A 25,838-nucleotide genomic window follows, 5' to 3' on the forward strand; every position below is an offset into this window, starting at 1 on the left:
TCCGTGCGCTCGCGCCCCCTTGGGGGTCACGAGGAATCGTCATGGTTCGCGCATTGCTACGCGTCGTCCTGTTCGTATCGCTGTGGGCGGCGTTCGCCGCGCCCGCCCAGTCGCCGCCGCCCGAGGTGGCGCACGGCCTGGCGTGGCTGCGCGGACAGGTGCAGGCCGACGGGTCGATCACGGGCGACGCCGCGTCGCTCGCGCAGGCCGACCAGGTTCGCGGCGAGGCCGCGCTGACCCTTGCGCTGCTCGACACCGCGCCGCCGGCGCTCGTCGCGCGCGTGGTCGCGAGCGACCCGCGCGTCGCCGAATTCGTCGCGCGCCGCGTGATGGTGCAGGCCGCGTCCGGCGGCGCGCCGGCAAGCGGCGATCTCGCCGCGTTCCGCAACGCCGACGGCGGTTTCGGCGGCGCCGCGGGTCGCGCGAGCTTCGCGCTCGATACGGCGCACGCGCTGCAGGCTTATGCCGCGGCGGCGGCGTTCGACGGTGCGATCGGCAACGCGGCTGTCGCACGACTGCGCGGCCTGCGCCGCGCCGACGGCGGCTGGGGCGTCGACGACGCGTCGAGCGTGTACTTCACCGCGCAGGTGCTCGCCGCGGCGCAGGCCTGGTCGCAGCGGCTGTCGGTCGCCGACCTTTCGGCGTGGTCGCGCGATTTCCTGCTCGCCCGCCGCGGCGCCGACGCGACGTTCGGCAACGTCGCCGACAACGCCGTCGCGCTGTACGCCCTGGCGCGTGCGACGAACGACGCGCAGGTGCTCAATCCGCTCGCCGCCGCGCTGCGCGGCGCGCAGCTCGCCAACGGCAGCTGGGCCGACGATCCGTGGCAGACCGCGCTCGCGCTGCGTGCGCTCGCCTACGTCGGACAGGGTCCGCCGACGCCGACGCGCGGCAGCCTGATCGGCCGCGTCGTCGACCAGGCCGGCGGCGCGGCGCTCGCCGAAGTCACTTTGCAACTCGTGGAAGATTCGAGCTTTGCGACGTCGAGCGACGCCGAAGGCCGCTTCACGCTGTCCGGCGTCAATCCGGGCAGCTACACGCTGCGCGCCTCAAAGCTCGGCTACCAGCCGCGCGACATCGCGGTCGCGGTCGCCGCGGGCGACACGCTGCAGCTCGGCGACATCCCGCTCGTCGCCGCGCCATTGACCGCCGGCGTATTCGGCACGGTGCGCGACCAGGCCGGCAATCCGCTGCGCGACGTGCTCGTCGCAGCCGGCACGCTGTCGGCGCTGACCGACACCGCGGGCGCGTTCCAGTTGAACGGCCTGTCGCCGGGTCCGACGCTGCTCAAGGCGACCAAGGCGAACTACCGCGACGTGTCCGCGACGGTCGATTTCCAGGCGGGCTACCGCTACAACTTCTCGCCGACGATGTACCCGACGAACGTGACGCCGCCGGCGACGGCGACGCTGCGCGGCCGCCTGATCGATCAGGACACGTCGCAGCCGATCGTCGGCGCGAGCGCGAAACTCGGCAGCGCGACCGTCACGACGCCGGCGACCGGCAAGTTCGAATTCGCCGGCCAGGCGCCGGGCGCCTTCACGCTGACCCTGTCGGCCAACGGCTACCAGGGCGTTACCGCGAGCGGCACGCTGTCCAACGGCGTCAACGAACTCGGCGACATCCGTCTGCGCAAGCTGCCGTCCACGAGCACGCTGTCGGGCGTCGTGCGCGACGTCGCGACGCTCTCGCCGATCGTCGGCGCGAGCGTCGTCGTCGAAGGCCAGAGCGCGAGCGCGGTCAGCGGCCCCGACGGCCGCTACACGCTCTCGGGCATCACGGGCTTGCGCTTCAACGTCATCGCGAGCGCGCAGGGCTATCTCTCGAGCCGCATCGAGCTGTCGCTGACGCAGCCCGGCGCGACGCAGTTCGACATCGACCTCACCGCGCTCGCCGCGTCCGGCCTCGTGTTCGAAGAGGTCAAGACGAGCCGGCCCGTGTACGGGCCGAGCGACGAGATCGAACTCGAAGTCGAAGTGAAGAACACGACCGCGAACGCGGCCGAAATGATCGTCGACGCCGATGTCGTCGATCCGACCGGCAGCGTCGTACACGTGTTCAAGGCGAACCTGCGCGGCGCCGGCCAGTTCCCGCCGAACCTGCCGTTGTCGTTCGCGCCGAACAGCACGACCGAAGTCGAAATGGAATGGATCGCGCATCGCCTCGCGGCCGGCAACTACACGGTGCGCGCGCGCGGCATGGACACGAGCGGCCGCGTGGTCGCCGAAGGCGCGACCGGCTTCACCGTGCGCTCCGAGCCGGTGCTGCGCGGCGCCGCGCTGGTCGATCCGCCGCTCGCGCAGGCCGGCACGTCGACGCCGGTCGCCCTCGCGGCCGACGTCATGAACATCGGCAACCTCGCGCTGCCGGCCGGCACGCTCGACCTGACGATCACCGTCGAGAACCCCGACACGCAGAGCGCGACGCAGCCGCGCGCGAGCGAACGCCGCATCGCGGTGATCGCCGCGCTGAACAATCCGGTCGGCTTCGCGCGCGATGCGGACGCCAACCTCTATCTCGTGCGCGCAACCGAACGCAAGCTGCTCAAGATCGATCCGCAGGGCGTCGTCAGCGAACTGGCGACGCTGCCGCTGACGCCCGCGGCGCTCGCGCTCACGGCCGACCGCGTCGCGTGGATCGCGAGCACCGGCAAGCGCGTCTACAACGTGACGCCGGCCGGCGTCGTGACGTTCTTCGACCTCGTGCGCCTCACCGCGATCGCGACGGTCGCCGTCGCGCCGGACGGCAGCGCGTACTTCTCGGGTCAGTTCAGCGGCGTCGAAAACGGCCGCTCGATCACCGAGCAGCGCCTCGTGCGGCGCGCGCCCGCGGGCGACGAAACCGTGCTGTGGCGCAACGGTCTGGCGCAGCCCGCGGCCGTCGTCGCGGCCGACAACGGCGATCTCATCGTCGCCAACTACGGCGACGACACGCTCGCGCGCGTCACGGCGCAAGGCGCGGTCGCGCCGTTCGCGTCGGGCCTGAACCGTCCGCAGGGCCTCACGCGCGGACCCGACGGCGCGTACTACGTCAGCAACTCGGGCAACGGCACGATCGCGCGCGTGAGCGTCGACGGCGCCACGGTCACGACCTACGCGACCGGCCTCAACCAGCCGTACGACCTCAAGTTCGGCGACGACGGCACGCTCTACGTCGCCAACAACGCCGACGACAGCGTCGTGGCGATCGACGCCGCCGGCACGCGCCGCACGTTCGCCAAGGGCATCGCGAACCGGCCGACCGGCATGCGCTACGACGCGGCCGGCGACCTGTACATCGTCGGCGAAGACAACACGCTGCGCCGCAAGCGTCCCGACGGCACGGCACAGGTGCTCGCGACCGGTCTTGCCAGTCCGCAGGGCTTCGATTTCGCGGCGCCCGGCGTCGCGCTCGTCGCGAACTATTCCGACGGCACCGTCGCGAAGGTCGAGGGCGGCACGCGCACGGCGTTCGCCACGGGCCTGCGCAATCCGCGCGGCGTCGCGGTCAACGCCGACGGCGAGGTCTACGTCACCGAAGGCGGTGCGAACCGCATCGCGCGATTCGACGCGGCAGGCACCTCGCTCGGGCCGGTCGACAGCGTGCTGGTCACGCCGACCGACCTGCGCGTCGACGGCGCGGGCCGCGTGTTCGTGCGCAACACCACGCACGTCTCGGTGCTCGAAAACGGCGCGGCGCGCATCTTCGTGCGCGACTTCCCGGCGACGAGCCTCGCGATCGACCCGGCGCAGCCGGGCGTGGTCGCGCTGCGCGGCGCGGACCTCTACCGCATCGGCCTCGACGGCGTCGCGGTGAAGATCCGCACGCTGCCGGCCTCGTACCGCGGCATCGCCGTCGACGCCGGCGGCTTCGTCATCATCAACGACTACAGCAACCGGCGCCTGCAGCGCCTCAACGCCGACGGCACGCAGACCGTCATCGCGACGCTGACCGACCTGCCCGACACGCTCGTGTCGACGCCGGCCGGTACGCTGTACGTCAAGACGAACACGCGCAAGATCCTGCGCGTCGAGGCCGACGGCACGACCACGCAGATCGCGTACGCGGTCGGCACCGAGTCGCTGTCGGACATCTCGCCCGGCGCCGACGGCAAGCTGCTCGCGTGGACCGGCAACCGCCTGTACGAGATCGATCCGGCGGCCGGTACGACCGTGCGCATCAAGGACGTCGTGCCGAGCGGCGCGACGCGCCTGCCCGACGGCCGCGTCGTCGCGTCGTTCTCCGGCGACCTCGAACTCGCGACCTACGACGCCGCGACCTACGCGCTCGTCTCGCGCATCGACGGCTTCGTCGCGCCGTGGGACATCCTCTGGAACGGCACCGACTATCGCTTCATCGACAACGGCGGGCGCTTCTACCAGCTCGCGCGCGGCGGCTATCCGGTCAAGCTCGGCCTGTTCAACGGCCGCTTCCTCACGCGCGCCGGCAGCGAATACCTCATGACCACCGCGTCGAACGTGCAGCGCTGGACCGGCACGGGCGCCGCGGTGTACGTGACGCCGACGGGCAACAGCAGCGACCTGCAGGGCGTCGCCGGCCGGCCCGACGGCAGCTTCGCGGTGGCCGACCGCGGCTACAGCCGCGTCATCGAGTACAACGCATCGCGCGTCGTCGTCGCCGACCACGCCGGCATCGTGCGTCCGGTGGGCCTCGCGTTCGACGCGCAGGGCCGCCTGCACGTCGCGAACAATTCGTCCGGCACGGTCGCGCGCCTGTCGGCCGACGGCGCGGTCACGACGACGGTGACGCGCGTGTCGGCGCCGCGCTATCTCGCGTTCGACGCGCAGGGCCGCCTGTGGATCAGCAACGCGAGCGCGATCACGCGCATCGGCACCGACGGCGTCGCCACGACCGTGGGCGACTCGACGGCCGCCCAGGGCCTCTACGTCGACGCCACGCGCAGCGTCGTCGTCGACCAGTCGGCCGCGGTGCTGCGCCGCCTCGACGCGAACGTGTGGAAGCCGTTCGCCGCGGGCCTCGTGCAGCCCAAGGCCATGGCGCTGCGCGCCGACGGCCGCGTGCTCGTCGCCGACAACCGCAACGGCAGCGTGCTCGAATACGCGAACGGCGAACTGGCCACGATCGTCGTCGGCATGAGCGCGCCGGGCGCGCTCGCCCTCGACGCCGAAGACCGCGTGCTGATCGGCCGCGGCAACGGCTTCCTGAGCCGCTTCGACGGCACGCTGCTCGCCGACCTGCGCACGTCGTCGCTGCTCAACGACCATCCGTTCGCCGGCATCGTCGCCGCGCCGCAGGGCAAGATCCTCACGCTCAACTACGGCTACAACTCGGCCGCCGGGCGCTATGAAACCGTCGCGCACGAGATCACGATCGTGCAGGCGGCGCAGCCGCCGGCGCCGGGTTCGGTCGTGCACACGGCGAGCCTGCCGATGAACGCGCTCGACCCGAGCGACGACTTCACGCACTTCGACTTCGGCAGCTGGATGCCGCCCTACGGCGGCGACTTCAAGGTCAGCGTGCGCCGCGCCGACATCGGCACGGACGAAGCCGTGAACTTCGTGCACGTCGGCCCGCACGCGGTCGGCGAACTCACCGCCGCGCGCGAGGAGCTGCCGCCGGGCGACCGCGAACTGCCGATGTGCCTGCGCCTGACCGGCGCCGACTTCACGTCGCTGTCGCGCGTCGAGGTGAGCCAGGCGCGCCTGCTCGCCAACATCGTGCGGCCCAACGGCATGGCCGCCGACCGCGCGGGCAACCTCTACTTCACCGACGAGACGAAGCTCTACCGCACGAGCCTGACCGGCCAGACCACGACCGTCGTCGACGGCCTGTCGACCGCGTTCGGCCTCGCGATCGACGACGACGAAAACCTGTACCTGCCGAACGACAACGCGACCACGCGCCGCGTCGATCTCGTGCGCGTCGACCCCAACGGCGTCAAGAGCGTCGTCGCCGACCTCGGCGTCGCGCGCGCGAACGGCGTCGTCGTCAACAGCCGCGACGAAATCCTCGTCGGCTCGCCGGGCAAGCTGATCAAGGTGACGCGCGACGGCACGGTCGCGCCGCAGACGGTGTCGGGCATGCCCGATCCGCGCGGCATCACGATCGACGGCCAGGACAACGTCTACGTGCAGAACGAGCAGCACCTCGTGGCGATGATCAAGCCCGACGGCAGCGCGTTCCAGCTGTACTCGTACAACGTCGACAACACCGACCCGTACTTCGAGGGCGACGGCTATCCGAACATCGCTGCCGACTGCGCCGACAACATGTACATCGCGCCGTACAACTGGGCGCGCATCGGCCAGAACAACACCGAAGAGCACTCGCTCGCGCAGATCGTCGCGCGCACGGGCCAGGTGGGCCTGCTGTTCGACACGCTGCGCATCCACCCGACGCTGACCGACATCGACTATCTCGCATACGACCGCTTCGGCGACCGCCTGCTGTTCTGGCAGGACTACTCGAACCAGATCTGGCAGGTGCCGGTCACCTGCGGTGCGATCGGCGTCAACGCGCATCTCGTCACGCGGCCGGGCCAGCGCCTGTCCGGCATGACGCGCGCGCCGGCGGCGGTCGTGCCCAAGCCCGACGGCAGCACCGAGTACGTGTGGAACCTGCGCGACGTCACCGCGCAGGGCGACAGCGTCTGCTTCGACGCCGAGCAGGAAGGCCTCGTGCTCGGCGAGCGACGCAAGACGCTGGCCGATGCGTTCGTGACGTTCCAGAACAGCTTCTCGGCCGACGACATCCGCGCGCCGGTCGACGTGCCGTACGTGCGCGTCGGCAACCTCACGGACATCGCGGTCTCGACCGACGCGGCCGAGTACCGCGCCGATGAAACCGCGCTCGTCACGACGACGCTCGCCACGCGCGACGACGAGCCGGTCGCCGGCCGCCTCGTCGTCGACGTGTACGACGCGGCCGGCGTGCGCGTCGGCGGCGTCGTCGAGCAGATGGTCACGGTGCCGCCGCTCGCGCCGCTGCCGCTCGCCGGCAACTTCGGCATCGGCCGCATCCTGCCCGGCGAGTACGTCGTCAAGGCGACGCTCGTGCAGGACGACGCGCAGATGGCGACCGCGCAGACGAGCTTCGTCGTGCTGCCGGACGACGCGCAGGGCACCGCGACGTCGACGCTCGCGACCGACAAGTTCGAGTATCTGCCCGACGACGTCGTCGCGATCAGCTCGCGCGTCACCAGCCTGTCGCAGAACGTGATTCTCGAAGCGCTGAGCCTGACGGTGCGCGTGTTCGACGCGTCCGGCACGCAGGTTTTCGGTTACGGCCATCCGATCGAGATCCTGCTGCCCGGCGCGACGCGCGAATTCGTCGCAAGCCAGCGCCTCGCCAACGCGCCGGCCGGTTCGTACCGCGTCGAGCAGGTGCTGACCGACGCCGCGGGCCACGTGTTCGACACGCGCGAGACGACCTACATCGTCTCGTCGTCGGCCGGCAACGGCCACGGCCTGCGCGGCACCGTCGTCGCGACGCCGGCGCAGGTGGAACAAGGCAACGATGTCGCGATTGCCGCCAATGCGGAAAACCGCGGCAACGCCGATCTCGCCGGCGTCGTGCTGAAACTGACGGTGATCGATCCGGACAACCAGGCCGTGATCGCGAGCTGGCAGGCGCCGCCGGTCGCGATCGCGCGCAACGCGTCCGCGCCGATGACCGCGACTTGGCCGACGACCGGCATTCCGGCCGGCGACTACGTGGTCGTGTTCGGCGCCGACGTCGCCGGCGGCAGCGTGACGCTCGCGCACCAGACCGTGCGCGTCGTCGTACCGAGCGTGCAGCTCGCCGCGCAGATCGACCTCGTCGCGCAGCCGCGCCAGCGCGCGCTGGCGCTGATCGACGCGGCCGCGCCGCAGGCGCAGCGCGCGTTCGTGCTCACGGCGGCCAGCGCCGTGGGCTACGAGCTCGAGTTCGTCACGAACCCAGGCGACTTCGACACGGGCCTGCGCTCGGGCGTGTACCAGCTGTACCTGCTGCTCGGCGCTGACGCCGCGCTCGACGCGACGACGCAGCGCCTGCTGCGCGAAGCGGTGCATCGCGGCGAAGGGCTGATCGTCGCGAGCGGGGCGGGCGTCGTGTCCGACGCGCTCGCGCAGACGCTCGGCATCGCGCCGCGCACGCGGGCGGAACCGGCCAAGGCCGAAACGCTGCGCGTCGTGCCCGGCGCGCCGCTGCCGCCGGCGAGCATGGCGCTCGCGCCGCCGCTCGCCGTGCAGACCACGCGCCTGACCGCGGCGACGCCTTACGCCGAAGTCGACGCGCGCATGCCGGCCACGCCGGAACTGCGCACGCTGGCCGAGGCGGTCGCGCTGAACGGCCGCGTGGAGCTGGCGTATTCGGGCAGCGACGGCGGCATCAACGGCACCGGCCTGCGCCTGGAAGCGCTCGGCCGCCTGCGCAACGCCGACGGCACCGACCGCTACACGATCTGGCGCGTCCGCAACGGCGGCACGACGCTGCGCAGCGCGAAGCTCGCGAGCGTCGACGGTACGTGGAGCCGCGATCTCGACCTGCCGGGCAAGACCGAAACGTGGCTCGCGAGCCCCGTCGTTGCGGGCGACGCGTCGCATCGCCTGACGCTCGGCGCGCAGACGCTCGCCACCGTCGCGGCGACGAGCGGCGCATTCACCGATGCGCGCATCGTCGACGCGGGCACGTATCCCGGCGCGATCGCGCTGTGGGCGAACGCCACGAGCGGCGACGGCATCGAGTGGAGCGGCAGCCAGAACATCGCGTGGGGCGCGGTGCATTCGAACGCGTCGTTCCGCCTCAACGGTGCGCAGAACGTCATGCACGGGCCGGTGCGCTACGTGCAGACGCTGCAGAACGCCGGCGCGAGCAACACGTTCGACGTGCCGCCGCGCCGCGTCGCGCCGCACGATCTGCCGCTGCTGCTCGACCTCAACGACTATCGCCCGGGCGGTCGCGTCGCCGCGGCGGCCGGCGCGAAATACGTCGACGGCACGAGCGAGTGCGCGAAGAAGGGCGCGTGGCGCCGCAGCGGCGCGAACTTCCCGCTGCCGGCAGGCGTGTACTGGATTCCGTGCGACGTCGAGATGTCCGGCGCGTCGCTGTCGGGCAACGCGACGATCGTCGCGACCGGCACGATCCAGCTCTCGGGCGCGAGCGCGAACTTCAGTCCGTATTTCGAAGGCCTGCAGTTCGGCACGCTGCGCCAGGGCGGCGACGGCTTCAAGGTGGCCGCGGCGAGCGCGAAGATCGCCGGTCTCGTCTACTCGCCGTATGCGGGCGTCGAGCTGTCGGGTGCGCGCGGCGAATATCGCTGCGCCGTCGTCGGCGACCGCATCCGCATCAGCGGCGCGGCCGTGACGTTCGATCCGCGTGCCTGCGCACTGGCGACGGTGCAGGAGCGCATGCCCGCGATCGTCGCGCACGGCTTCGGCCAGGGCCGCGCGGCATACGCGAGCTTCGACTGGACCGCCGCGCTCGCGACGTACGACGCGAACGCGACCGGCTTCCTGTCGCACCTGTTCGACGCGGCGATCGGCGAATCGGCGCCGGCGCAGCCGCTCCTGCGCACCGGCGCGGCGCTGCCCGTCGACCTGCGCGTGCGCAGCCTGCGCGACGGTTTCCGCGGCAGCCTGCGGCTCGCCGCCGCCGGCGACGCGACGATCGCGCTGCCGGTGCCGCCGCAATGGCTCGTCGACCTGACGCAGACGAACGCGTTCGAGACGCAGGCGCTGGTCCTGCTCGGCAGCGGCACGCACACGGCGCTGACCGCGACGGTCGCCGCCACCGCGCCGATCGCCGTCGATCCGCTCGCGACGCAGACGCTCGACGTCGGCCACGCGGCCGGCGAATCGATCGCCGACGTGATCGCCGCGGTGACCGCGCTCGGCAATCGCGACGCGCCGCTCGACGCGTCGCTCGCCGCGCTCGTGCGCGCACGCGATGCGCAGGCCCCGGCCGAAAAACGCGCCGCGCTGCTCGACGCCGCCGAGGCGGCCGGACGCTCGGCGCACGCGAACGCATCGTCGCTGCGTACGCGCATCGACTGGCTGATCTGGGGGGCGCCGCGATGAGAAGCGACGGCCTGCGGACGAACGGAAACTCTTGCAAAGTGAACAACGAAGCGCCAGGCGCGCGGGGCGACGGCATGAAGCACAGCGGCACGAAGCGTAGCGGCAACCGCGCACAGCGCATCCTCGGGCGCGGCTACGCGCCGCTCGTCGCCCTCGCCGCGATGCTGTGGACCGCGGCGGCCGGTTTCGCCGCGCCGTCGCCGGCCATCGTCGCGAACGTCGTCGCGCACGGCATCGCCGCGCAGGTCGAGGCGCCGGCCGCGGCGCCGCGCGAGGTCGAACTCGACGAGGCCTACGGCGCGCTCGAACGGCTCGCGCAGTCGCTGCGCGTGATCGAAACGGGCAAGGGCGACCTGCCGCGCCTGCGCACCGGCGTCGACGTGTCGCAGCTCGCCGTCGACCTGCTCGCGTCCGGCGCCGAACTCGCCGACCGCGACGCGCTGACCCGGCTCGCGCAGACGAAAGACGCCGGTCCGCCCGACGGCCGCCGCGCGGTGCTCGGCGAGCTCGCCGCGCGCCACGGCGAATTCGCGGCGATCCTCGAACGCCTGCGCGCGGCCGAAATCGCGCGCGACGACGCGGCGCGGTTCCGCGCGGTCGTCGACCTGGCGCGCCTGCTCGACACGCGCCCTGCCGCGTCGACCGCGACGCGTTTCGATCCGGCGAGCGCACGCGGCTTCTCGGCCGACAAGAAGAAACTGCCGAAGCCCGGCGCCGGCGACGAGCGCGTGCCGGCCAAGAACGCCGCCGCGGCGAAGCTCGATCCGCCCGGCGCGGCCGACCTCGCCGAAACCGACGAGATCGTGCTGACCGCGCAGATTCGCGCGAAGGCCGAAGAACTGGGCCGCAACCCGGTCGCGATCCGCAACTGGGTGTACAACAACATCGACTACTCGCCGGGCTACGGCTCGACGCAGAATGCGCAGAAAACCCTTTTTGCAAAACGCGGCAACGCGTGGGATATCCACTCGCTGCTGATCGCGCTGCTGCGCGCGTCGAACATTCCGGCGCGCTACGTCTCCGGCGCGGTCGAGCTGCCGATCGAACGCATCCAGGAATGGCTGCCGGTCGCGAACGCGAACGTCGCGGCCGACCTTTTCAGCGCGGCCGGCGTGCCGACGACGCTGCTCACCGCGGGCGGCTCGATCCGCGCGCTGCGTTTCGAGCACGTCTGGGTCGAGGCGTGGGTCGACTTCGTGCCGTCGCGCGGCGCGCGCAACGCGACGCCCGACAGCTGGGTGCCGATGGACGCGGCGATCAAGGCGTACGCGACGACGCCGCCGGTCGCATACCTGCAGCACGTCGGCTTCGACGCGCAGGCCGCGCAGACGGAAATTCTCGCCGGTTCGCAGCAGGGACCGGGCTGGATCACCGGCATCGACGTCAACAAGATCGGCGCGGTGTACGACCGCCTCGGCCGGCAGGCGCTCGACTACGTCAATGCGAATCCCGCAGCCGACCCGGCCGCGACGTTCGGCGCGCGCAAGATCGTCGCGCTCGACCTGCCGGTGCTCGAAGGCACGCTGCCGTACAACGTCTACACGCCGCAGCCGCGCCGCGCCGCCGCGCTGCCGGCGAGCGCGCAGCATGCGATCAGCGTGCAGCTGTACGCGAGCCCCGGCGACATCGGCCTCGAATCGCCGCAGTTCGTCGTGCAGATGCCGCTCGCGCGCATGGGCCTCTCCGCGTTCCAGGTCGAGTACCGCGGCGCGAGCGCCGCGGATGTCGCGACGCTCAGGCAGTACGCCGCGGGCAATACCGAAACGCTGTCGGCGAGCAGCCTGCGCGTGGCCGCGGCGCTCAAGCTCGGCGGCCAGGTCGTGCAGCAGGGCGGCGCGGTCACCTACGGCACCGACCAGTACTGGCAGGTGCAGCTGCGCGATCCGCTCGGCGCGTTCACGCAGCAGTCCGAGCCGTACAAGTTCCCGGCTGGCACGTCGATCGCGTTCGTCACCGACACCAACGGCGTGACGCCCGAACTCGCCGAGGCGATGACGGCCGGCTACGGTTCGCGCCAGAACCTGCCGATCGGCGACGCGCTGGCGATGGGCGGCCTGCAGTTCTGGCTGATGCACGACCTGTTCGACGGCTGGGTCGCGCAGGCGCGCGGCGCGACCGGCGTGCGCATGCCGAGCGTCGGCGCGTTCGCGACGTCGATGCGCGTGGGCTTCTTCTTCGGCGTGCCGCGCAACGCGAGCACGCGCGGCTTCACCAGCGACGTCAAGACCGTGCGCTACGCGCTCGTCGGCGCCGACGCCGAGGCCACGCGCCGCGCCGCGACGCAGATGGGCGCGATGGGCTCGTTCGCCGAAGGCGCGACGTGGGATCTGCTCACCGGCGGCGCCGTCGGCAGCGGCCTCACCGCGAGCACGCTGCTCTTGCGCGCGAACGAGGCGAAGATTCCGATCTACCGCATCGACGCGTCGAACGTCGATCAGTACCTGCCGCAGCTCGCGCTCGCGGCCGACGACAAGGCCGACATCCGCGCCGCGGTCAACGCGGGCCTGTCGGTGCTCGCGCCGGCCGCGGAGACGACGATCGGCGGCTGGAGCGGCACGGGCTATCTGATCCAGGACCCGGTCAGCGGCGGCGGCATCTGGCGCGTGTCGGGCGGTCTGAACGGCGCGATCAACGTCGGCTGCGTGGCGAAAGCCGTGCTGCTCAACGTGCTGTGCAAGCTGATGTTCAACAAGCTCGTGCGCTTCTTCCTCGGCCTCACGAGCCCGGGCGCGATGGCGGCGATGCTGCTCGAACGCCTGATCATCAGCGCGATTCCGGTGGTCGGTCCGATCATCGCGATCGTGCAGGTGGCGATCGCCGTCGCGCAGGCGACGGCGATGGTCATACGCTGGGTGCGCAGCGTCGAGGCGATGATCGAGGAATTGACGCCCGAGCAGCTCGGCATCCTCGGCATCGCCGACCTCAACGAGGCGCTGTGCTCGCTCGGCAGTCCGTGCTTCGACTCGAACTTCTTCGACGACATCGGCGACAACTTCACCTCGGAAGGCTTCTCCAACGACTTCTGGGGCAACTTCATGGGCGGCGCGTTCGCCGGCGCCGGCGGCCCCGCGGAAGGCAATCCGGTGTCGGTCGGCAACGGCATCAAGTGGCAGTGGGAGCAGGACTACGCCGGCGACGGCGCCTACCCGCTGTCGTTCGTGCGCACCTATTCGAGCTACGTGCCGAACGGCAGTTCGACCGGCAACAAGTGGTCGCACAATTACCAAAGTGCCATCCGCGTCGCGCCGGCGCCGCTCGACGAAGACGGCGAGCCGCTCGGCAACGCGCCCGCCGCGCTGGTCGTACACGGCGACGGCACGTACTTCCAGTTCACGCGGCGCAACGCGGACTGGATCGGCGAGGGCAACCTGCCGGAGAAACTCGTGCGCTTCGCCGACGCGAACGACGCGACGACCGGCTGGGAAGTCACGCGCCTGACCGACGAGCTCGAGCACTACGACGCGAGCGGCCGTCTCGCGTGGATACGCAATCCCGCGGGCCTCAAGCACACGCTCGCCTACGACGCGAACGGCCGGCTCGAATCGGTCAGCGACGATTTCGGCCGCGCGCTGCGCTTCGCGTACGACCCGGCGACCGGCGAACTCGCCTCGATGACCGATCCGGCGAACCGCGTGACGCGCTACGAATACGCGCCGAACGGCAACGCCGTGAAAGTGACGTATCCCGACGATTCGACGCGGCAGTACCACTACGAAGACCTGAGCCTGCAGAGCCACCTGACCGGCCTGACCGACGAGCGCGGCGTGCGCTACGCGACGTGGGCGTACGACTACCGCGGCCGCGCGGTGCTGTCGATGCACGCGGGCGGTGCGGACAAGTACACCTTCAGCTATCTGGACAATGCGACCGTGGTGACCGATCCGCTCGGCACCGTGCGCACGTACAAGTACCAGCGTTTCAACGAGCGGCCGTACCTGACCGAAGTGACGCAGGCGTGCTCGGGCTGCTCGGCCGGCGGCGTCGCGAAGCTGCACTACGACGGCCGCGGCCTCGTCGACCGCGCGACCGACTTCAACGACAACGCGACGACGTTCACGCGCAACGCGCGCGGCCTCGAGGAATCGCGCACCGAGGCGTCGGGCACGCCGCAGGCGCGCACGATCGCGACGCAGTGGCACGCGACGTGGCGCAAGCCGACGCGCCAGACCGTACCGACCGCGACCGGCAACCGCGTCACGACGTGGACGTACGACGCCGCCGGCAACCTGCGCACGCAGGCGGTGACCGCGGGCGCCGAGACGCGCACGTGGACGTTCACGCCGAACGCGCGCGGCCAGATCGAAACGATCGACGGTCCGCGCACGGACGTCGCCGACGTGGCGCAACTGCGCTACGACGCGGCGACCGGCAATCTCCTGACGAGCACGAGCGCGACCGGCCAGGTTACGCGCTACACGGGCTACGACGCGCACGGTCGCCTCACCGAAGAGCGCGACGCGAACGGGCTCGTCACGCAGTACCGCTACGACCTGCGCGGACGCGTGACGCACGAGATCGTGAAGGTCTCCGACGCCGACGCCGGCGAAACGACGCGTTTCGACTACTGGCCGACCGGCGTCGTTCGTCGCGTGACGTTGCCGGACGGCAGTTTCCTTGACTACGCGTACGACGACGCGATGCGCCTGACCGACGTCGTCGACAGCACCGGCAACACGGTTCACTACACGCTCGACGGCGCCGGAAACCGCACGCAGGAGGTGTCGCGCGACGCGCAGGGCAATCTTGCGATGTCGATGGGGCGCGTGATCGACGCGCTCGGTCGCGTCGAAGCGGTGCTCGGCGCCGCACCGGGCGAGGTCGCGCGTTTCACGTACGACGGCAACGGCAACGAAAAGTCGACCACCAGCGCGCTCTCGCACGTGACGCGGCGCACCTACGACGCGCGCGACCGGCTCGTCGGCGCCGAGGCGCTGGACGCGGCCGATCCGGCGCGCGGCGCGGTCGTCTACGGCTACGACGCCGCCGACAACGTCACGTCGTTCACCGATCCGCGCAACCTCGTCACGAGCTACGCCTACACCGGCTTCAACCAGCTCGCCACGTCGACGAGTCCCGACGCGGGCACCGTGCGGTACACGTACGACGCGGCAGGCAACGTCGCGACGCGCACCGACGCGCGCAACCAGCGCATCGTCTACGCGTACGACGCGGGCAATCGTCCGCTGCAGTACCGCTTCGGCGCCGCCGACGCGGCGGCGCCGTCGAATCCGGCGGCGCTCGCGAGCGTCGAGGAAACGATCGACTTCACGTACGACGCGGCCGGCGGCGACGGCGCCCAGGGCCGGCTGACCGGATTCGTCGACGGCAGCGGCGCGACGCGCTACGTCTACGATCGCGAAGGCCGCGTCGTCGAGCGCACGCAGTCTCAGGGCAACGCTTCGGCGGCGCTGACGAAGACGACGCAATATCGCTACGACGCTGGCGGCCGCGTCGAATCGGCGACGCTGCCGAGCGGCGCGGTGATCGGCTACGCGTACGACGCGAACGGCCGCGTTCTGACGATCACCGTGAACGGCGTGGTCGTCGTCAAGGACGTCGAATACTTTCCGTTCGGCGATCCGGCGTCGTGGAGCGAAGGCGGCGACGCCGGCGCGTTCCGCTACGTACGAACCTACGATGCGAACGGCCGGGTCGGCGCCTACACCGCTGCCGGTTCGCAGCGTACGCTCGGCTACGATCCCGCGGGTCGCGTCGTCTCGCTCGCCGGGAACGCGCCGGACGATGCGTCGTGGACGTTCTCGTACGACGGCCGCGACCGCCTGAGCGGTGCGGCGAACGCCGCGGCGCAGGGCGCGGACGCCGGTGTCGCCTTGTCGTGGACGCTCGATGCGACCGGCAACCGCACGGCGACGTCGCGCGTACAGGGTTCGCAAACGACGAACGCCGCGTATGCGATCGACGCCGCGAGCAATCGCATCGCCGCGATCGACGGCGTCGCGCGCACGTACGACGCCGCGGGCAACACGGCCAGCGACGGCGTGCGCCGCTTCAGCAACAACGCGCACAACCGCCTGTCGGTGACGCGTGCGCAGAACACGGGCGTCGTCCTGGCGCGCTATGCATACAACGCCTGGGGCGAGCGCGTCTGCAAGGCGCGCGGCGACAGCGATTGTCCGCGCGGCGCCGGTGCGGGCGGGCCGCCCGACGCCGGCAGGGGCAGCTTCACGCAGTACGTGTACGACGAGCAGGGACGCCTGCGCGGCGAGTACGGCGCCGACGGCGCGCCGATCGCCGAGCACGTGTGGCTCGAGAACACGCCGGTCGCGGTGATCAGGCCGGCGGCGTTCGCGGCGAGCCACGGCGGACTGAACGTCGGCGGGGCCACGGTATTCTGGGTCGAACCCGATCACCTCGAAGCGCCGCGCGCCGTCGTCAACGCATCGCACGTCGCGATCTGGCGCTGGGACTCCGATCCGTTCGGCAACGCGGTCGCGAACGAAACCGCCGCCGCGCCGGCGATCGCCGCGTCGTTCACGTACGACCTGCGCTTCCCGGGGCAGCAGTTCGACGCGGAAACCGCGACGCACTACAACTACTTCCGCGATTACGATCCGGCACTCGGCCGCTATCTGCAAGCCGATCCGGCCGGCATTGCCGGCGGCATCAATCCGTATCTCTACGTCGACGCCGCGCCGCTCGCGGCAACCGATCCGTTCGGCCTGGGGCCGCGCCGCCCGCCCCACAACGCGAACGCGAACCTGTCGCGCGGCGGGGTCGTTCTGTGCGGACGTTCGTTCACCAGCGGCGGGGCGGCCGGGCGGTCGTGGAATCATCAGGCCGACTCGCACACCGAAGCGAAGGCGTGCAATTTCTTCCGGCCGATGTGCCAGGCGGGCGACGTACTGACGATCGTCGGCGACTACGCGCCGTGCTCGCGCTGCAAGGGACGCATGAACGATCTGCACCGCGACTGCGGCGTGACGTGCGTCTACCAATGGGGAGACAATACCTGGACTTCGACGGACAAGCCGAGACGGCGCAGAAGGTGACGCATGGCGCAGACGCCGTTTGGTCAGATCGCAGCGCGATTCTTCAAGGAGCATTTTCGACCGCCGACGCCGTGCCTGCCTGCCGACTATCCGAAGTGTCCCGAGCTCGCCGGCACGCGGCTCGGCGAGCTGCTGAAGTCGTTCCGGCCCGATTCGCCGCTGGTTGACGGGCACAACCGACTGCTCGGGCCGGACCGGCTCGAAGCCGAAGGCGGCGTCGTCGTGTTCGCCGAGGAAAACCAGAACGTCAGCTACTGGGGCGTCGCGGTCGCGGATCTCGCGGCCGCGGTCCCGCCCGTGCTGCGTTCGGAAAACGTCGCGCCGGTGACATGGCAGCGCGAATTCGACAGCCTCGACGCTTTCCTGTCGGTGTTCTGCCTGTGGCAGGCGCTGAACGGCGCGTGGCCGCGACACGGCCTGGCGACGCGCAAGGCGGCAATGTCCAAAAAGCTGCAAAGTCATCTCGAGCCGATCGACGTCGGCGCGAACGGCTCGGGGCTGTCGTTCTTCGCGCGCGGCACCGACCTCATCGTCGCGACGGCCGGCAAGGAGCTTTTCGCCGCGGCGAACGGCGACGCCGCGTGGAACGCGTTTCTCGCCGTCTCGCCGGCGATGCGCGAACTGCACGACGAGTAGCCGGCGACGTGCGGCGGCAACCGCCGCACGACATCAAACAAGTGTTTGAAATCTGCGTTTGACCGGTGTAGATTGCCGATGCCGCGCGCACCTCGCGCGCGCGGCACACCATTCACCGTTCGTCATGCTGGGAAACCTCGCGAGAGGCAAGCGTTCGGCAGAACGAAGTCGCCGAGATGGGATCACCCGCCGGCAGGAGCACCACGCACAAGGGACAAGCCGCAACGCGCGCCTGTCGAGGCTTCCCTTCGGGAGAGGGAAGTATGATGCGGTCATTCCTCGCGCGCCTCGCGGGCGCGCTGCTCGTCGTTTCGTTCGCGTTCCCTGTCGCGGCGCAGTCCGACTACACCAAAACGCGCTATCCGATCGTGCTGGTGCACGGCCTTCTCGGCTTCGACAGCCTGCTCGGCGTCTACGACTACTGGTACGGCATTCCGTCGGAACTGCGCGCCGGCGGCGCGAAGGTGTTCGTCGCGAGCGTGTCGCAGAACAACTACACCGCCGTGCGCGGCGAGCAGCTGATCGACGAGCTGGAACATCTGCGCGCCGTATACGGGTATACGAAGTTCAATCTGATCGGCCACAGCCACGGCGGCCCGACGATTCGCTACGCGGCGTCCGTGCGGCCCGATCTCGTCGCGTCGGCGACGTCGGTCGCCGGCCCGCACAAGGGCAGCAAGGTGGCCGACGCGCTCGGCGCCGCGCTGCCGCCCGGCTCGCCGCTGCGACCGCTCGTCGCCGGTTTCGTCGACGCGCTCGGCACGTTCATCGGCTGGCTCTCGGGCAGCGCCAACCCCCAGGACGCCATCGGCGCGCTGACGTCGCTGTCGAGCGCCGGCGCCGCGCAGTTCAACGCGCTGCATCCGCAGGGTCTGCCGACGACGTCGTGCGGGCAGGGCGCGAGCGTCGTCAACGGCGTGCGCTACTACTCGTTCAGCGGCACGAGTCCGGTGACCAATATCTTCGATCCGTCCGACGCGCTGATGGGCGCCGGCAGCCTGTTCTTCGGCGAGGCGAACGACGGCCTCGTCGGGCGTTGTTCGAGCCACCTCGGCGTCGTGATCCGCGACGACTACGACTGGAACCATCTCGACGAGGTGAACCAGGTGTTCGGCGTGCGCGGCCTGTTCGCGTCGAACCCGGCGAGCGTCTATCGCAGCCAGGCGAACCGTCTGAAGAACGCCGGGCTGTGAAGCGCGTGCCGTCATGAAGCACTCCCGCACCGTCGCGTTCGCGGCGCTCGTCGCGCTCGCGCTCGGCGCCGCGTGGGTCTGGCGGGTCCAACGTCCCGCCGCTGCGACGCCCGCCGCCGCCCCACCGGCGGCGGGCGCCGGCAGCAACGCCGCGCCGTCGTCGGAACGGCTTTCGGGCACCGCGGCGACGCGCGTGCCCGAAGCGCCGCCGCGCGATTCGCTGCGCGGCACCGACGTCGACGGCGCGATACGTCTCGACGCGAACGGCGACCCGATCGCGGACCGCGAACTGCGCCGCGTGTTCGACTATTTTCTCGAGCGACTCGGCGAGCGTTCGCCCGACGCGATACGCGCGAGCCTCGTCGCGTGGCTCGCGCAGGCGTCGGGCCTGCCGGCGCGCGCCCAGACGCGCGTGCTCGAACTGTTCGACGCCTATGTCGACGCCGAGCGCGAGGCGGTCGCGCTCGCGGCGAGCGGCGATCTGCAGAACGATCTTGCCCGCCGCGCGGCGCTGCGGCGCGAACGGCTAGGCGCGGCCGTCGCCGATGCGTGGTTCGGCGCGGACGAGCGCTATGCCGACTTCACGCTGCGGCGCCTGGCGCTGGAGCGCGACACGTCGCTCGACATGGCCGAACGGCTGGCGCGACGCGAGGTGCTGGAAAGCGATCTCGATCCCGCGCATGCGGAGTCGCTGCGCGAAAGTACCGAATTTCAACACGCGACCGCGCAGACCGCGCGGCTCGACGCGCTCGACGCCGATGCGGCGCAGCGCCATGCCGAACGCGCGGCCGAGTGGGGCGAAGACGCCGCGCAGCGGCTCGCGCAGCTCGATACGCAGCGCGCGCAATGGCGGCAGCGGCTGCAGGACTATGCGCACGAACGCGCGGCGATCGCGAACGACGCCTCGCTGACGGCGGCGGCGCGCGACGCGAGGATCGAGGCCCTGCTGGCGTCGCGGTTCGACGAGGCGGAGCGCCGACGCGTATTGGCGCTCGCGGAGGCGGGGCTTCTTTGAGCCCTCTCCCCCAAGCAAGCTTGGGGGAGAGGGTTGGGAGAGGGGGCGACGCATCGTCCGCCACAACGCGGGATTTTCGCGAAACGTATGTATCGCGAAGATCGAATGCATCGCGGCCTGACGCGGCGCCCCCTCACCCCGGCCCTCTCCCCCGCAAGCTCGCGGGGAAGAGGGAGCAGGTCGTCAGCGGCTCTGCGCCGCCCCGGCCCCCAGCTCCGCAATCGTCCGCGCCATCTTTCCGGCCGCGAGCGCCTGTTCGCTCGACGCATTGCCGTCGATCGCGCGCTTCATCACGCCCTGCGCGATCGCCGCGAGCCGGAAGAAATGGAACGCGAGATGGAACGGCCATTCGGCACGCGGATCGAGACCCGTGCGCGCAGCGAACGCGTCGAGCAGCGCCGCTTCGTCCGGAATGCCGAGCGCCGCCCGGTCGAGTCCCGCGAGCCCCGGCAGCACCGGGTTGCGCGGCAGGCGCAGCGCCATGCAGAAGTAGCCGAGGTCGGCGAGCGGATGTCCCAACGTGGACAATTCCCAGTCGACGACCGCGCCGACGCGATCGTCGATCCACATCAGATTGTCGATGCGGAAGTCGCCGTGCACGAGCGCGACCTTGCCGTCGTCGTCGGGCAGGTTCGCCGGCAGCCAGTCGATCAGCGCATCCATCGCCGCGATGGTTTCGGTTTCGCTCGCGCGGTACTGCGCCGTCCAGCGCGACACCTGCCGCGCGAAATAGCTGCCGGGCTTGCCGTAGTCGGCGAGGCCCGCCGCGTCGACGTCGAGCGTCGCGAGCGCGACGAGCGTGTCGAGCACCCTGCCGTACATCGCGCCGCGCGTCGCGGCGTCGACGTCGGGCAGCGCCGGATCCCACTGCACGCGGCCCGGCACGTAGGCCATCACGTAGAACATGCTGCCGATCACCGCGTCGTCGCGGCACAGCGCGAGCGGACGCGCGACCGGTATGGCGCCGCCGTGCAGCGCCTGCAGCACGCGAAACTCGCGGTCGACCGCGTGCGCCGATGCGAGCAGCGCGCCGGGCGGCTTGCGCCGCAGCACGCAGCGGCCCGACGCGGCCTCGATCAGATAGGTCGGATTCGACTGCCCGCCCTTGAACTTCGTCGCCGATTCGATGCCGTCGAAACCGGCGACGTGTTCGCGCAGCCATGTGCCGAGCGCCGCGAGCGGCAGGTCCGCGGCGCTCATGCGTGCGCTCCGCGCAGCATCGATTTCGCCAATGCGGCCATGTGTACTTCGTCGGGTCCGTCGGCGAGGCGCAGCGCGCGCGCGCCGGCATACGCGTGCGCGAGGAAGAAGTCGTCCGAGAGACCGGCGCCGCCGTGCACCTGGATCGCGCGGTCGATTACCTCGCACGCCATGCGCGGCGCGACGATCTTGATCATGCCGATGGCGTCCTTCGCGGCCTTGTTGCCGTGCCGGTCGAGCGCGTCGGCCGCCGCGAGCGTGAGCAGGCGCGCCTGTTCGATGTCGCAGCGCGACTGCGCGATCGCCTGCTGCACCGTGCCCTGCGCCGCGAGCGGCTTGCCGAACGCCACGCGCGACTGCGCGCGCGCGACCATCGCTTCGAGCGCGCGCTGGGCGAGGCCGATCAGGCGCATGCAATGGTGGATGCGGCCGGGACCGAGCCGGCCCTGCGCGATTTCGAACCCGCGGCCTTCGCCGAGAATCAGGTTCGCCGCCGGCACGCGCACGCCGTCGAAGCGCACCTCGGCGTGACCGTGCGGCGCGTCGTCGTAGCCGAACACCGGCAGCGGCCGCACGATCTCGACGCCCGGCGTGTCGCGCGGCACCAGGATCATGCCGTGGCGCCGGTGCGGCTCGGCGTCGGGATTCGTCACGCCCATCACGATGAACACGGCGCAGCGCGGGTCCGTCGCGCCGGTCGTCCACCATTTGCGGCCCGTGACGACATAGTCGCCGTTGTCGCGGACGATGCGCGTGGCGATGTTCGTCGCGTCGCTCGACGCGACGTCGGGCTCGGTCATCGCGAATGCCGAGCGGATTCGTCCGTCGAGCAGCGGCGCGAGCCAGCGCGCCTTGTGTTCGTCCGAACCGTAGTGCAGCAGCACTTCCATGTTGCCGGTGTCGGGCGCGTTGCAGTTGAACACTTCCGGTGCGATCAGCGAGCGGCCGGTCGCTTCGGCGAGCGGCGCGTAGTCGAGGTTCGAGAGGCCCGCGCCGAGTTCGGCGTGCGGCAGGAACAGATTCCACAATCCCGCCTCGCGCGCTTCGCGCTTCAGGCGCTCCATCACCGGCGGAATCGTCCAGCGCTGCCCGGCTTGCGCGACGTGCGCGTGGTACTGCGCCTCCGCCGGCAGCACGCGTTCGTCGACGAAGGCGGCAAGGCGCGCGAGCAATGCGGCGGCGCGGTCGGACGGCGCAAAGAGATTCATCAGTAGTAGCTCTTCAGATGCGAGTGTTCCGGCGGGTCCAGATGCGGCACGTGGCTCCAGCGCGCGAGCGTCCACTTTTCGCCTTCGCGCAGGAATTCCACGATGCCGGAATTGTGCAGGGCGAGGTTGAGTTCGATCGTGCGCGCCTCGTCGTAGCCGAACGTCGCCTGCGCGCAGCGCGCGATCGCGCCGCCGGAGCTGACCACGAGCGTCGTCGAAACGGCCTCGGCGCGCCGCCGCGCGCGTTCGACGCGCGTGCGGAACGCGGCGAGCGTCTCGGGCATCGCGGCATCGAGCGCGCCTTCGTGCCAGGCGAGAAACGCGCGGCCGAGCAGGGCGCGCACGCGCGCCGGCTCGCGGCCGTGCAGGTAGTCGAGATCGGGATCGTGCGGCGCATGCGCGATGTAGCCGCGCAAGAGGCTTTCGTGGTCGAACTCGTTCCAGTCGGCGTCGACCGACTCGGCCGGCAGCGTGCGGCCCGCATCGGCCGCCGCCGCGCGGATCGCCGCGAGCGTCTGCGCGTGGCGGCGATGCTCGCCGATGCGCACCGCGTCGAAGCGAAGATCGGGCTGGGCGGCGAACCAGTGCGCGAGCAGTTCGGCCTGGCGCAGGCCGCGCTCGGACAGGCGGTCGTAGTCGTCGGTGCCGTAGCTCGCCTGGGCGTGGCGCACCAGGACGAGGCGCTGCGGGCGGTTCATTCAGTCGGTCACGTAGTTCTTGCTGAACTTCAGCGTGTGGGCGCGCGTCGCGCCGTCGGGTTTCACGTCGATCTGGAAGCGGTAAGTATCGGTGCCGCTGCCGACCGGGAATTCGCCGAGGTAGTACACCGCGCCGTCTTCCTTGATCTCGCGCAGCGCGAGCGTCGTGCGCTGGCCCGAGAGGTTGGTCGCCGATCCGGTGATCGTCGCCGCGACCGGCGTCGGTTCGGCCGTGCCGTTGTCCTTCTGCACCGCGATGTTGACGAGGCCGCGATGGCCTGAGCGCTGCAGCTTGTAGGCCTGCGCGACTTCCGGCGCGAGCTGGTCGGCCGACAGCGCGTTGTAGTGCACGATGTAGCCGTCGAATTTTTCGAGCTGTTCGGCGCGACCGCGCGCGGGCATCAGCAGCATCAGCATCGCCGCGCCGGCGACGAGGCCGATCTTGTAAGCCGTTTTCATGGCCGATCTCCTGCGCTGTCGATTGCCCGAATCTTACCGCTCAGACGAGCGGCAGCGCGAACGCGCCGAGCGCGCTGGCAAGCTTGCCGACGAAGATCATCGCAATGCGGATCGCGAGACCTGCGTACAGCGGCGCCAGGCTGACCGGCCACGAATGCGGCGGAATCCGATAGAACGGCCGCAGGATCGGGTCGGTGATGCCGTAGACGACTTCCACCGCCGGATTGCCGTGCGCCGGCGAGAAGAAGCTCATCAGCGCGAAAATGACGATCAGCCAGAACGCCCCGGTCAGCAAATAGAACAACAGCCCGATGAAGCCGTCGGTGAGAAGCCGCACGGGATCGATCGGCAGGCCGACGATCAGCGCGATCGTCGCGATTTCGGCGATCAGGATCAGCCAGGCGACGAAGACCGCCGCCAGACTCAGCTTGCGATAGGGCGGCAGCACCCGCATCAGCGGCCCGATCACCGGATTGGTGAACTTGTAGACGAACTGGCAGATCGGGTTGGAAAAGCGCGTCGTCGACAGCGGCAGCGCGATGCGCAGCGCGACGATCAGCATCAGCGTGCCGAACACGAGTTGCACCAGCAGGATCAGAATTTCAGTCAGCGCCGACATGGTTCAGCCTCCCGAACCGGCCGACAGCTCGCGCCCTCGCCGCGTCGCCGCGTCGACCGCGTTCGCGACGAGGTCGCGAAAACCGCCGGCCGCGAACGCGTCGAGCGCGGCCTGCGTCGTGCCGTTCGGCGACGTCACGCGCTCGCGCAGGCGTGCCGGCGTCTCGCCGTCTTCGCGCAGCATGCGGCCGGCGCCGAGCGCGGTCTGCGTCGCGAGCGCGCGTGCGGCATCGGCAGGCAGGCCGTGCGCGACGGCCGCGGCTTCGAGCGCTTCGACGAGCAGGAAGAAATATGCCGGTGCGGAACCGGAAATCGCGGTGACGACATCCATCAGGTCTTCGCGCTCGACCCACACGGTGAGCCCGGCCGCGCCGAGGATGCGTTCGGCCGCTGCGCGTTCGGCGTCGCCGACGCGCGCGTTCGCGCAGAGGCCGGTGGCGCCGGCGCCGATTAGCGCGGGCGTGTTCGGCATCGCGCGGACGACGGCCAAACCGCCGCCGCACCATGCGTCGATCTGGTCGATGCGCACGCCCGCCGCGATCGAGATCACGAGCGGCTTGTGCGCGAGCGTCGGCGCGAGCGCGGTGCAGACGGGCTGCATGACCTGCGGCTTGACCGCGAGCAGCACGACGCCGGCGCCGCACGCGGCCTCACCGTTGTCGGCGTGGACGGACAGGCCGAAGTCGCGCGCGAGCGCGTCGCGCAGATCGGCGTTGGGTTCGGCGACCGCGAGCGCGGCCGGATCGGCGCCGTGGCGCACGAGTCCGCCGATCAGGCTGCGCGCCATGTTGCCGCCGCCGACGAAGGCGATGCGTTGTGGATTTGTGGTCATGCGATCCTCGGTCCAAAAAGTGCGACTCCCTCTCCCCCAACGAACGTTGGGGGAGAGGGATGGGGTGAGGGGGCGACGCTGCGCACTTCGTCGAGTTCGCGGAGGAACGCAGCGTCGCCCCCTCACCCAACCCTCTCCCCCAAGCTTGCTTGGGGGAGAGGGCTTAAGCAACAAGACGAGCTCAGCGCGCGCCGAACAGCGCCGAACCGACGCGCACCATCGTCGCGCCGCATTCGATGGCCAGTTCGAAATCGTCGCTCATGCCCATCGACAGCGTATCGACGCCGGTATGGTCGCGCGCCAGCGCGTCGTACAGCGCGCGCATGCGCTCGAACGCGGCGCGGCGCAGCGCGAGGTCGGCGTGCGGCGCCGGTATCGCCATCAGTCCGCGCAGCGCGAGCGACGGCTGCGCGGCGACGGCGGCGGCGAGCGCCGCGACGTCGCCCGGCGCGCAGCCCGACTTGCTGCCCTCGTCGTCGATGTTCACCTGCACGAGCACGTTGAGCGGCGGCGCGCCGGCCGGCCGCCAGCGCGCGAGCGGTTCGACGAGCTTGGCGCGGTCGAGGCTCTGCAGCCAGTCGAACCGCTCGGCGACGTCGCGGCACTTGTTCGACTGCAGCGGCCCGATCATGTGCCATTCGAGCGGCAGGTCGGCGAGTTCGGCGCGCTTGGCGGCGCCTTCCTGCACGTAGTTTTCGCCGAACGCGCGCTGGCCGAGCGCGGCGAGCGCACGCACCGCGCCGGCCGGCTTGGTCTTGCTGACGGCGAGGAGGCGCGCCGGGCTGCGCTGCTGCGCCGCAGCAAGCTCGATTCGCCGCATGACCGTTGTGAAGGCTGTTTCCGAGGAATTCATCGCAATCGCTCGCGCGGGCGGAAAAACGTCGAGCTATACTCGGGTCATTCGCACATGGGAAGGGTCTTACGCGCACAGCGGCGGGACCATCGACCGC

Annotated in this window: 12 protein-coding genes; 5 read left to right on the forward strand and 7 right to left on the reverse strand. The window is 70.8% G+C overall.

Annotated features, from left to right (window positions below; genetic code table 11):
• The first annotated feature begins 41 nt into the window (after nucleotides 1–41).
• The 5 genes from OD750_RS02215 to OD750_RS02235 all read left to right on the forward strand — a co-directional run bounded on the left by OD750_RS02215 (nucleotide 42) and on the right by OD750_RS02235 (nucleotide 19,873).
• Nucleotides 42–10,019 carry a carboxypeptidase regulatory-like domain-containing protein gene (locus tag OD750_RS02215; protein WP_263543624.1) on the forward strand — a complete coding sequence of 3,326 codons (9,978 nt, stop codon included), beginning with the start codon at nucleotides 42–44 and terminating at the stop codon, nucleotides 10,017–10,019.
• Nucleotides 10,020–10,057: 38 nt separating this feature from the next.
• On the forward strand, nucleotides 10,058–17,029 hold the full coding sequence (locus tag OD750_RS02220; protein WP_263543623.1) for an RHS repeat-associated core domain-containing protein: 6,972 nt from the start codon (nucleotides 10,058–10,060) through the stop codon (nucleotides 17,027–17,029).
• A 3-nt stretch (nucleotides 17,030–17,032) separates the two neighbouring features.
• Nucleotides 17,033–17,665, forward strand: coding sequence for a hypothetical protein (locus tag OD750_RS02225; protein ID WP_263543622.1), 633 nt, complete (start codon nucleotides 17,033–17,035; stop codon nucleotides 17,663–17,665).
• A gap of 263 nt (nucleotides 17,666–17,928) precedes the next feature.
• The gene (locus OD750_RS02230) at nucleotides 17,929–18,858 is read left to right on the forward strand and encodes a lipase family alpha/beta hydrolase (protein ID WP_272841753.1); all 930 of its coding nucleotides are present in this window, start codon (nucleotides 17,929–17,931) and stop codon (nucleotides 18,856–18,858) included.
• Nucleotides 18,859–18,871: 13 nt separating this feature from the next.
• Nucleotides 18,872–19,873: a lipase secretion chaperone gene (locus OD750_RS02235; RefSeq protein ID WP_263543621.1), complete on the forward strand. Its 1,002-nt coding sequence runs from the start codon at nucleotides 18,872–18,874 to the stop codon at nucleotides 19,871–19,873.
• Nucleotides 19,874–20,056: 183 nt separating this feature from the next.
• Here the strand turns inward: OD750_RS02235 and OD750_RS02240 are convergent, their stop codons facing one another.
• The 7 genes from OD750_RS02240 to OD750_RS02270 form a co-directional block, all read right to left on the reverse strand.
• Nucleotides 20,057–21,073, reverse strand: coding sequence for a phosphotransferase family protein (locus OD750_RS02240; RefSeq protein WP_263543620.1), 1,017 nt, complete (start codon nucleotides 21,071–21,073; stop codon nucleotides 20,057–20,059).
• Complete coding sequence (locus OD750_RS02245; RefSeq protein ID WP_263543619.1) at nucleotides 21,070–22,281, reverse strand: acyl-CoA dehydrogenase family protein; 1,212 nt, start codon at nucleotides 22,279–22,281, stop codon at nucleotides 21,070–21,072. Before OD750_RS02245 ends, OD750_RS02240 begins: the two co-directional genes overlap by 4 nt.
• The gene (locus OD750_RS02250) at nucleotides 22,281–22,979 is read right to left on the reverse strand and encodes a histidine phosphatase family protein (RefSeq protein WP_263543618.1); all 699 of its coding nucleotides are present in this window, start codon (nucleotides 22,977–22,979) and stop codon (nucleotides 22,281–22,283) included. Before OD750_RS02250 ends, OD750_RS02245 begins: the two co-directional genes overlap by 1 nt.
• Nucleotides 22,980–23,438 (reverse strand): DUF4426 domain-containing protein, encoded by a 459-nt coding sequence (locus OD750_RS02255; protein WP_263543617.1) that lies wholly within the window; start codon nucleotides 23,436–23,438, stop codon nucleotides 22,980–22,982.
• Nucleotides 23,439–23,478: 40 nt separating this feature from the next.
• Nucleotides 23,479–24,057 carry a YggT family protein gene (locus OD750_RS02260; protein WP_263543616.1) on the reverse strand — a complete coding sequence of 193 codons (579 nt, stop codon included), beginning with the start codon at nucleotides 24,055–24,057 and terminating at the stop codon, nucleotides 23,479–23,481.
• Between the two features lie 3 nt (nucleotides 24,058–24,060).
• Nucleotides 24,061–24,888, reverse strand: a complete 828-nt coding sequence (proC, locus tag OD750_RS02265) for a pyrroline-5-carboxylate reductase (RefSeq protein WP_263543615.1) — start codon at nucleotides 24,886–24,888, stop codon at nucleotides 24,061–24,063.
• Between the two features lie 181 nt (nucleotides 24,889–25,069).
• The gene (locus OD750_RS02270) at nucleotides 25,070–25,741 is read right to left on the reverse strand and encodes a YggS family pyridoxal phosphate-dependent enzyme (protein ID WP_263543614.1); all 672 of its coding nucleotides are present in this window, start codon (nucleotides 25,739–25,741) and stop codon (nucleotides 25,070–25,072) included.
• Nucleotides 25,742–25,838 lie beyond the last annotated feature (97 nt).

It is taken from the genome of Tahibacter soli (assembly GCF_025717065.2).
Lineage (GTDB): Bacteria > Pseudomonadota > Gammaproteobacteria > Xanthomonadales > Rhodanobacteraceae > Tahibacter > Tahibacter soli.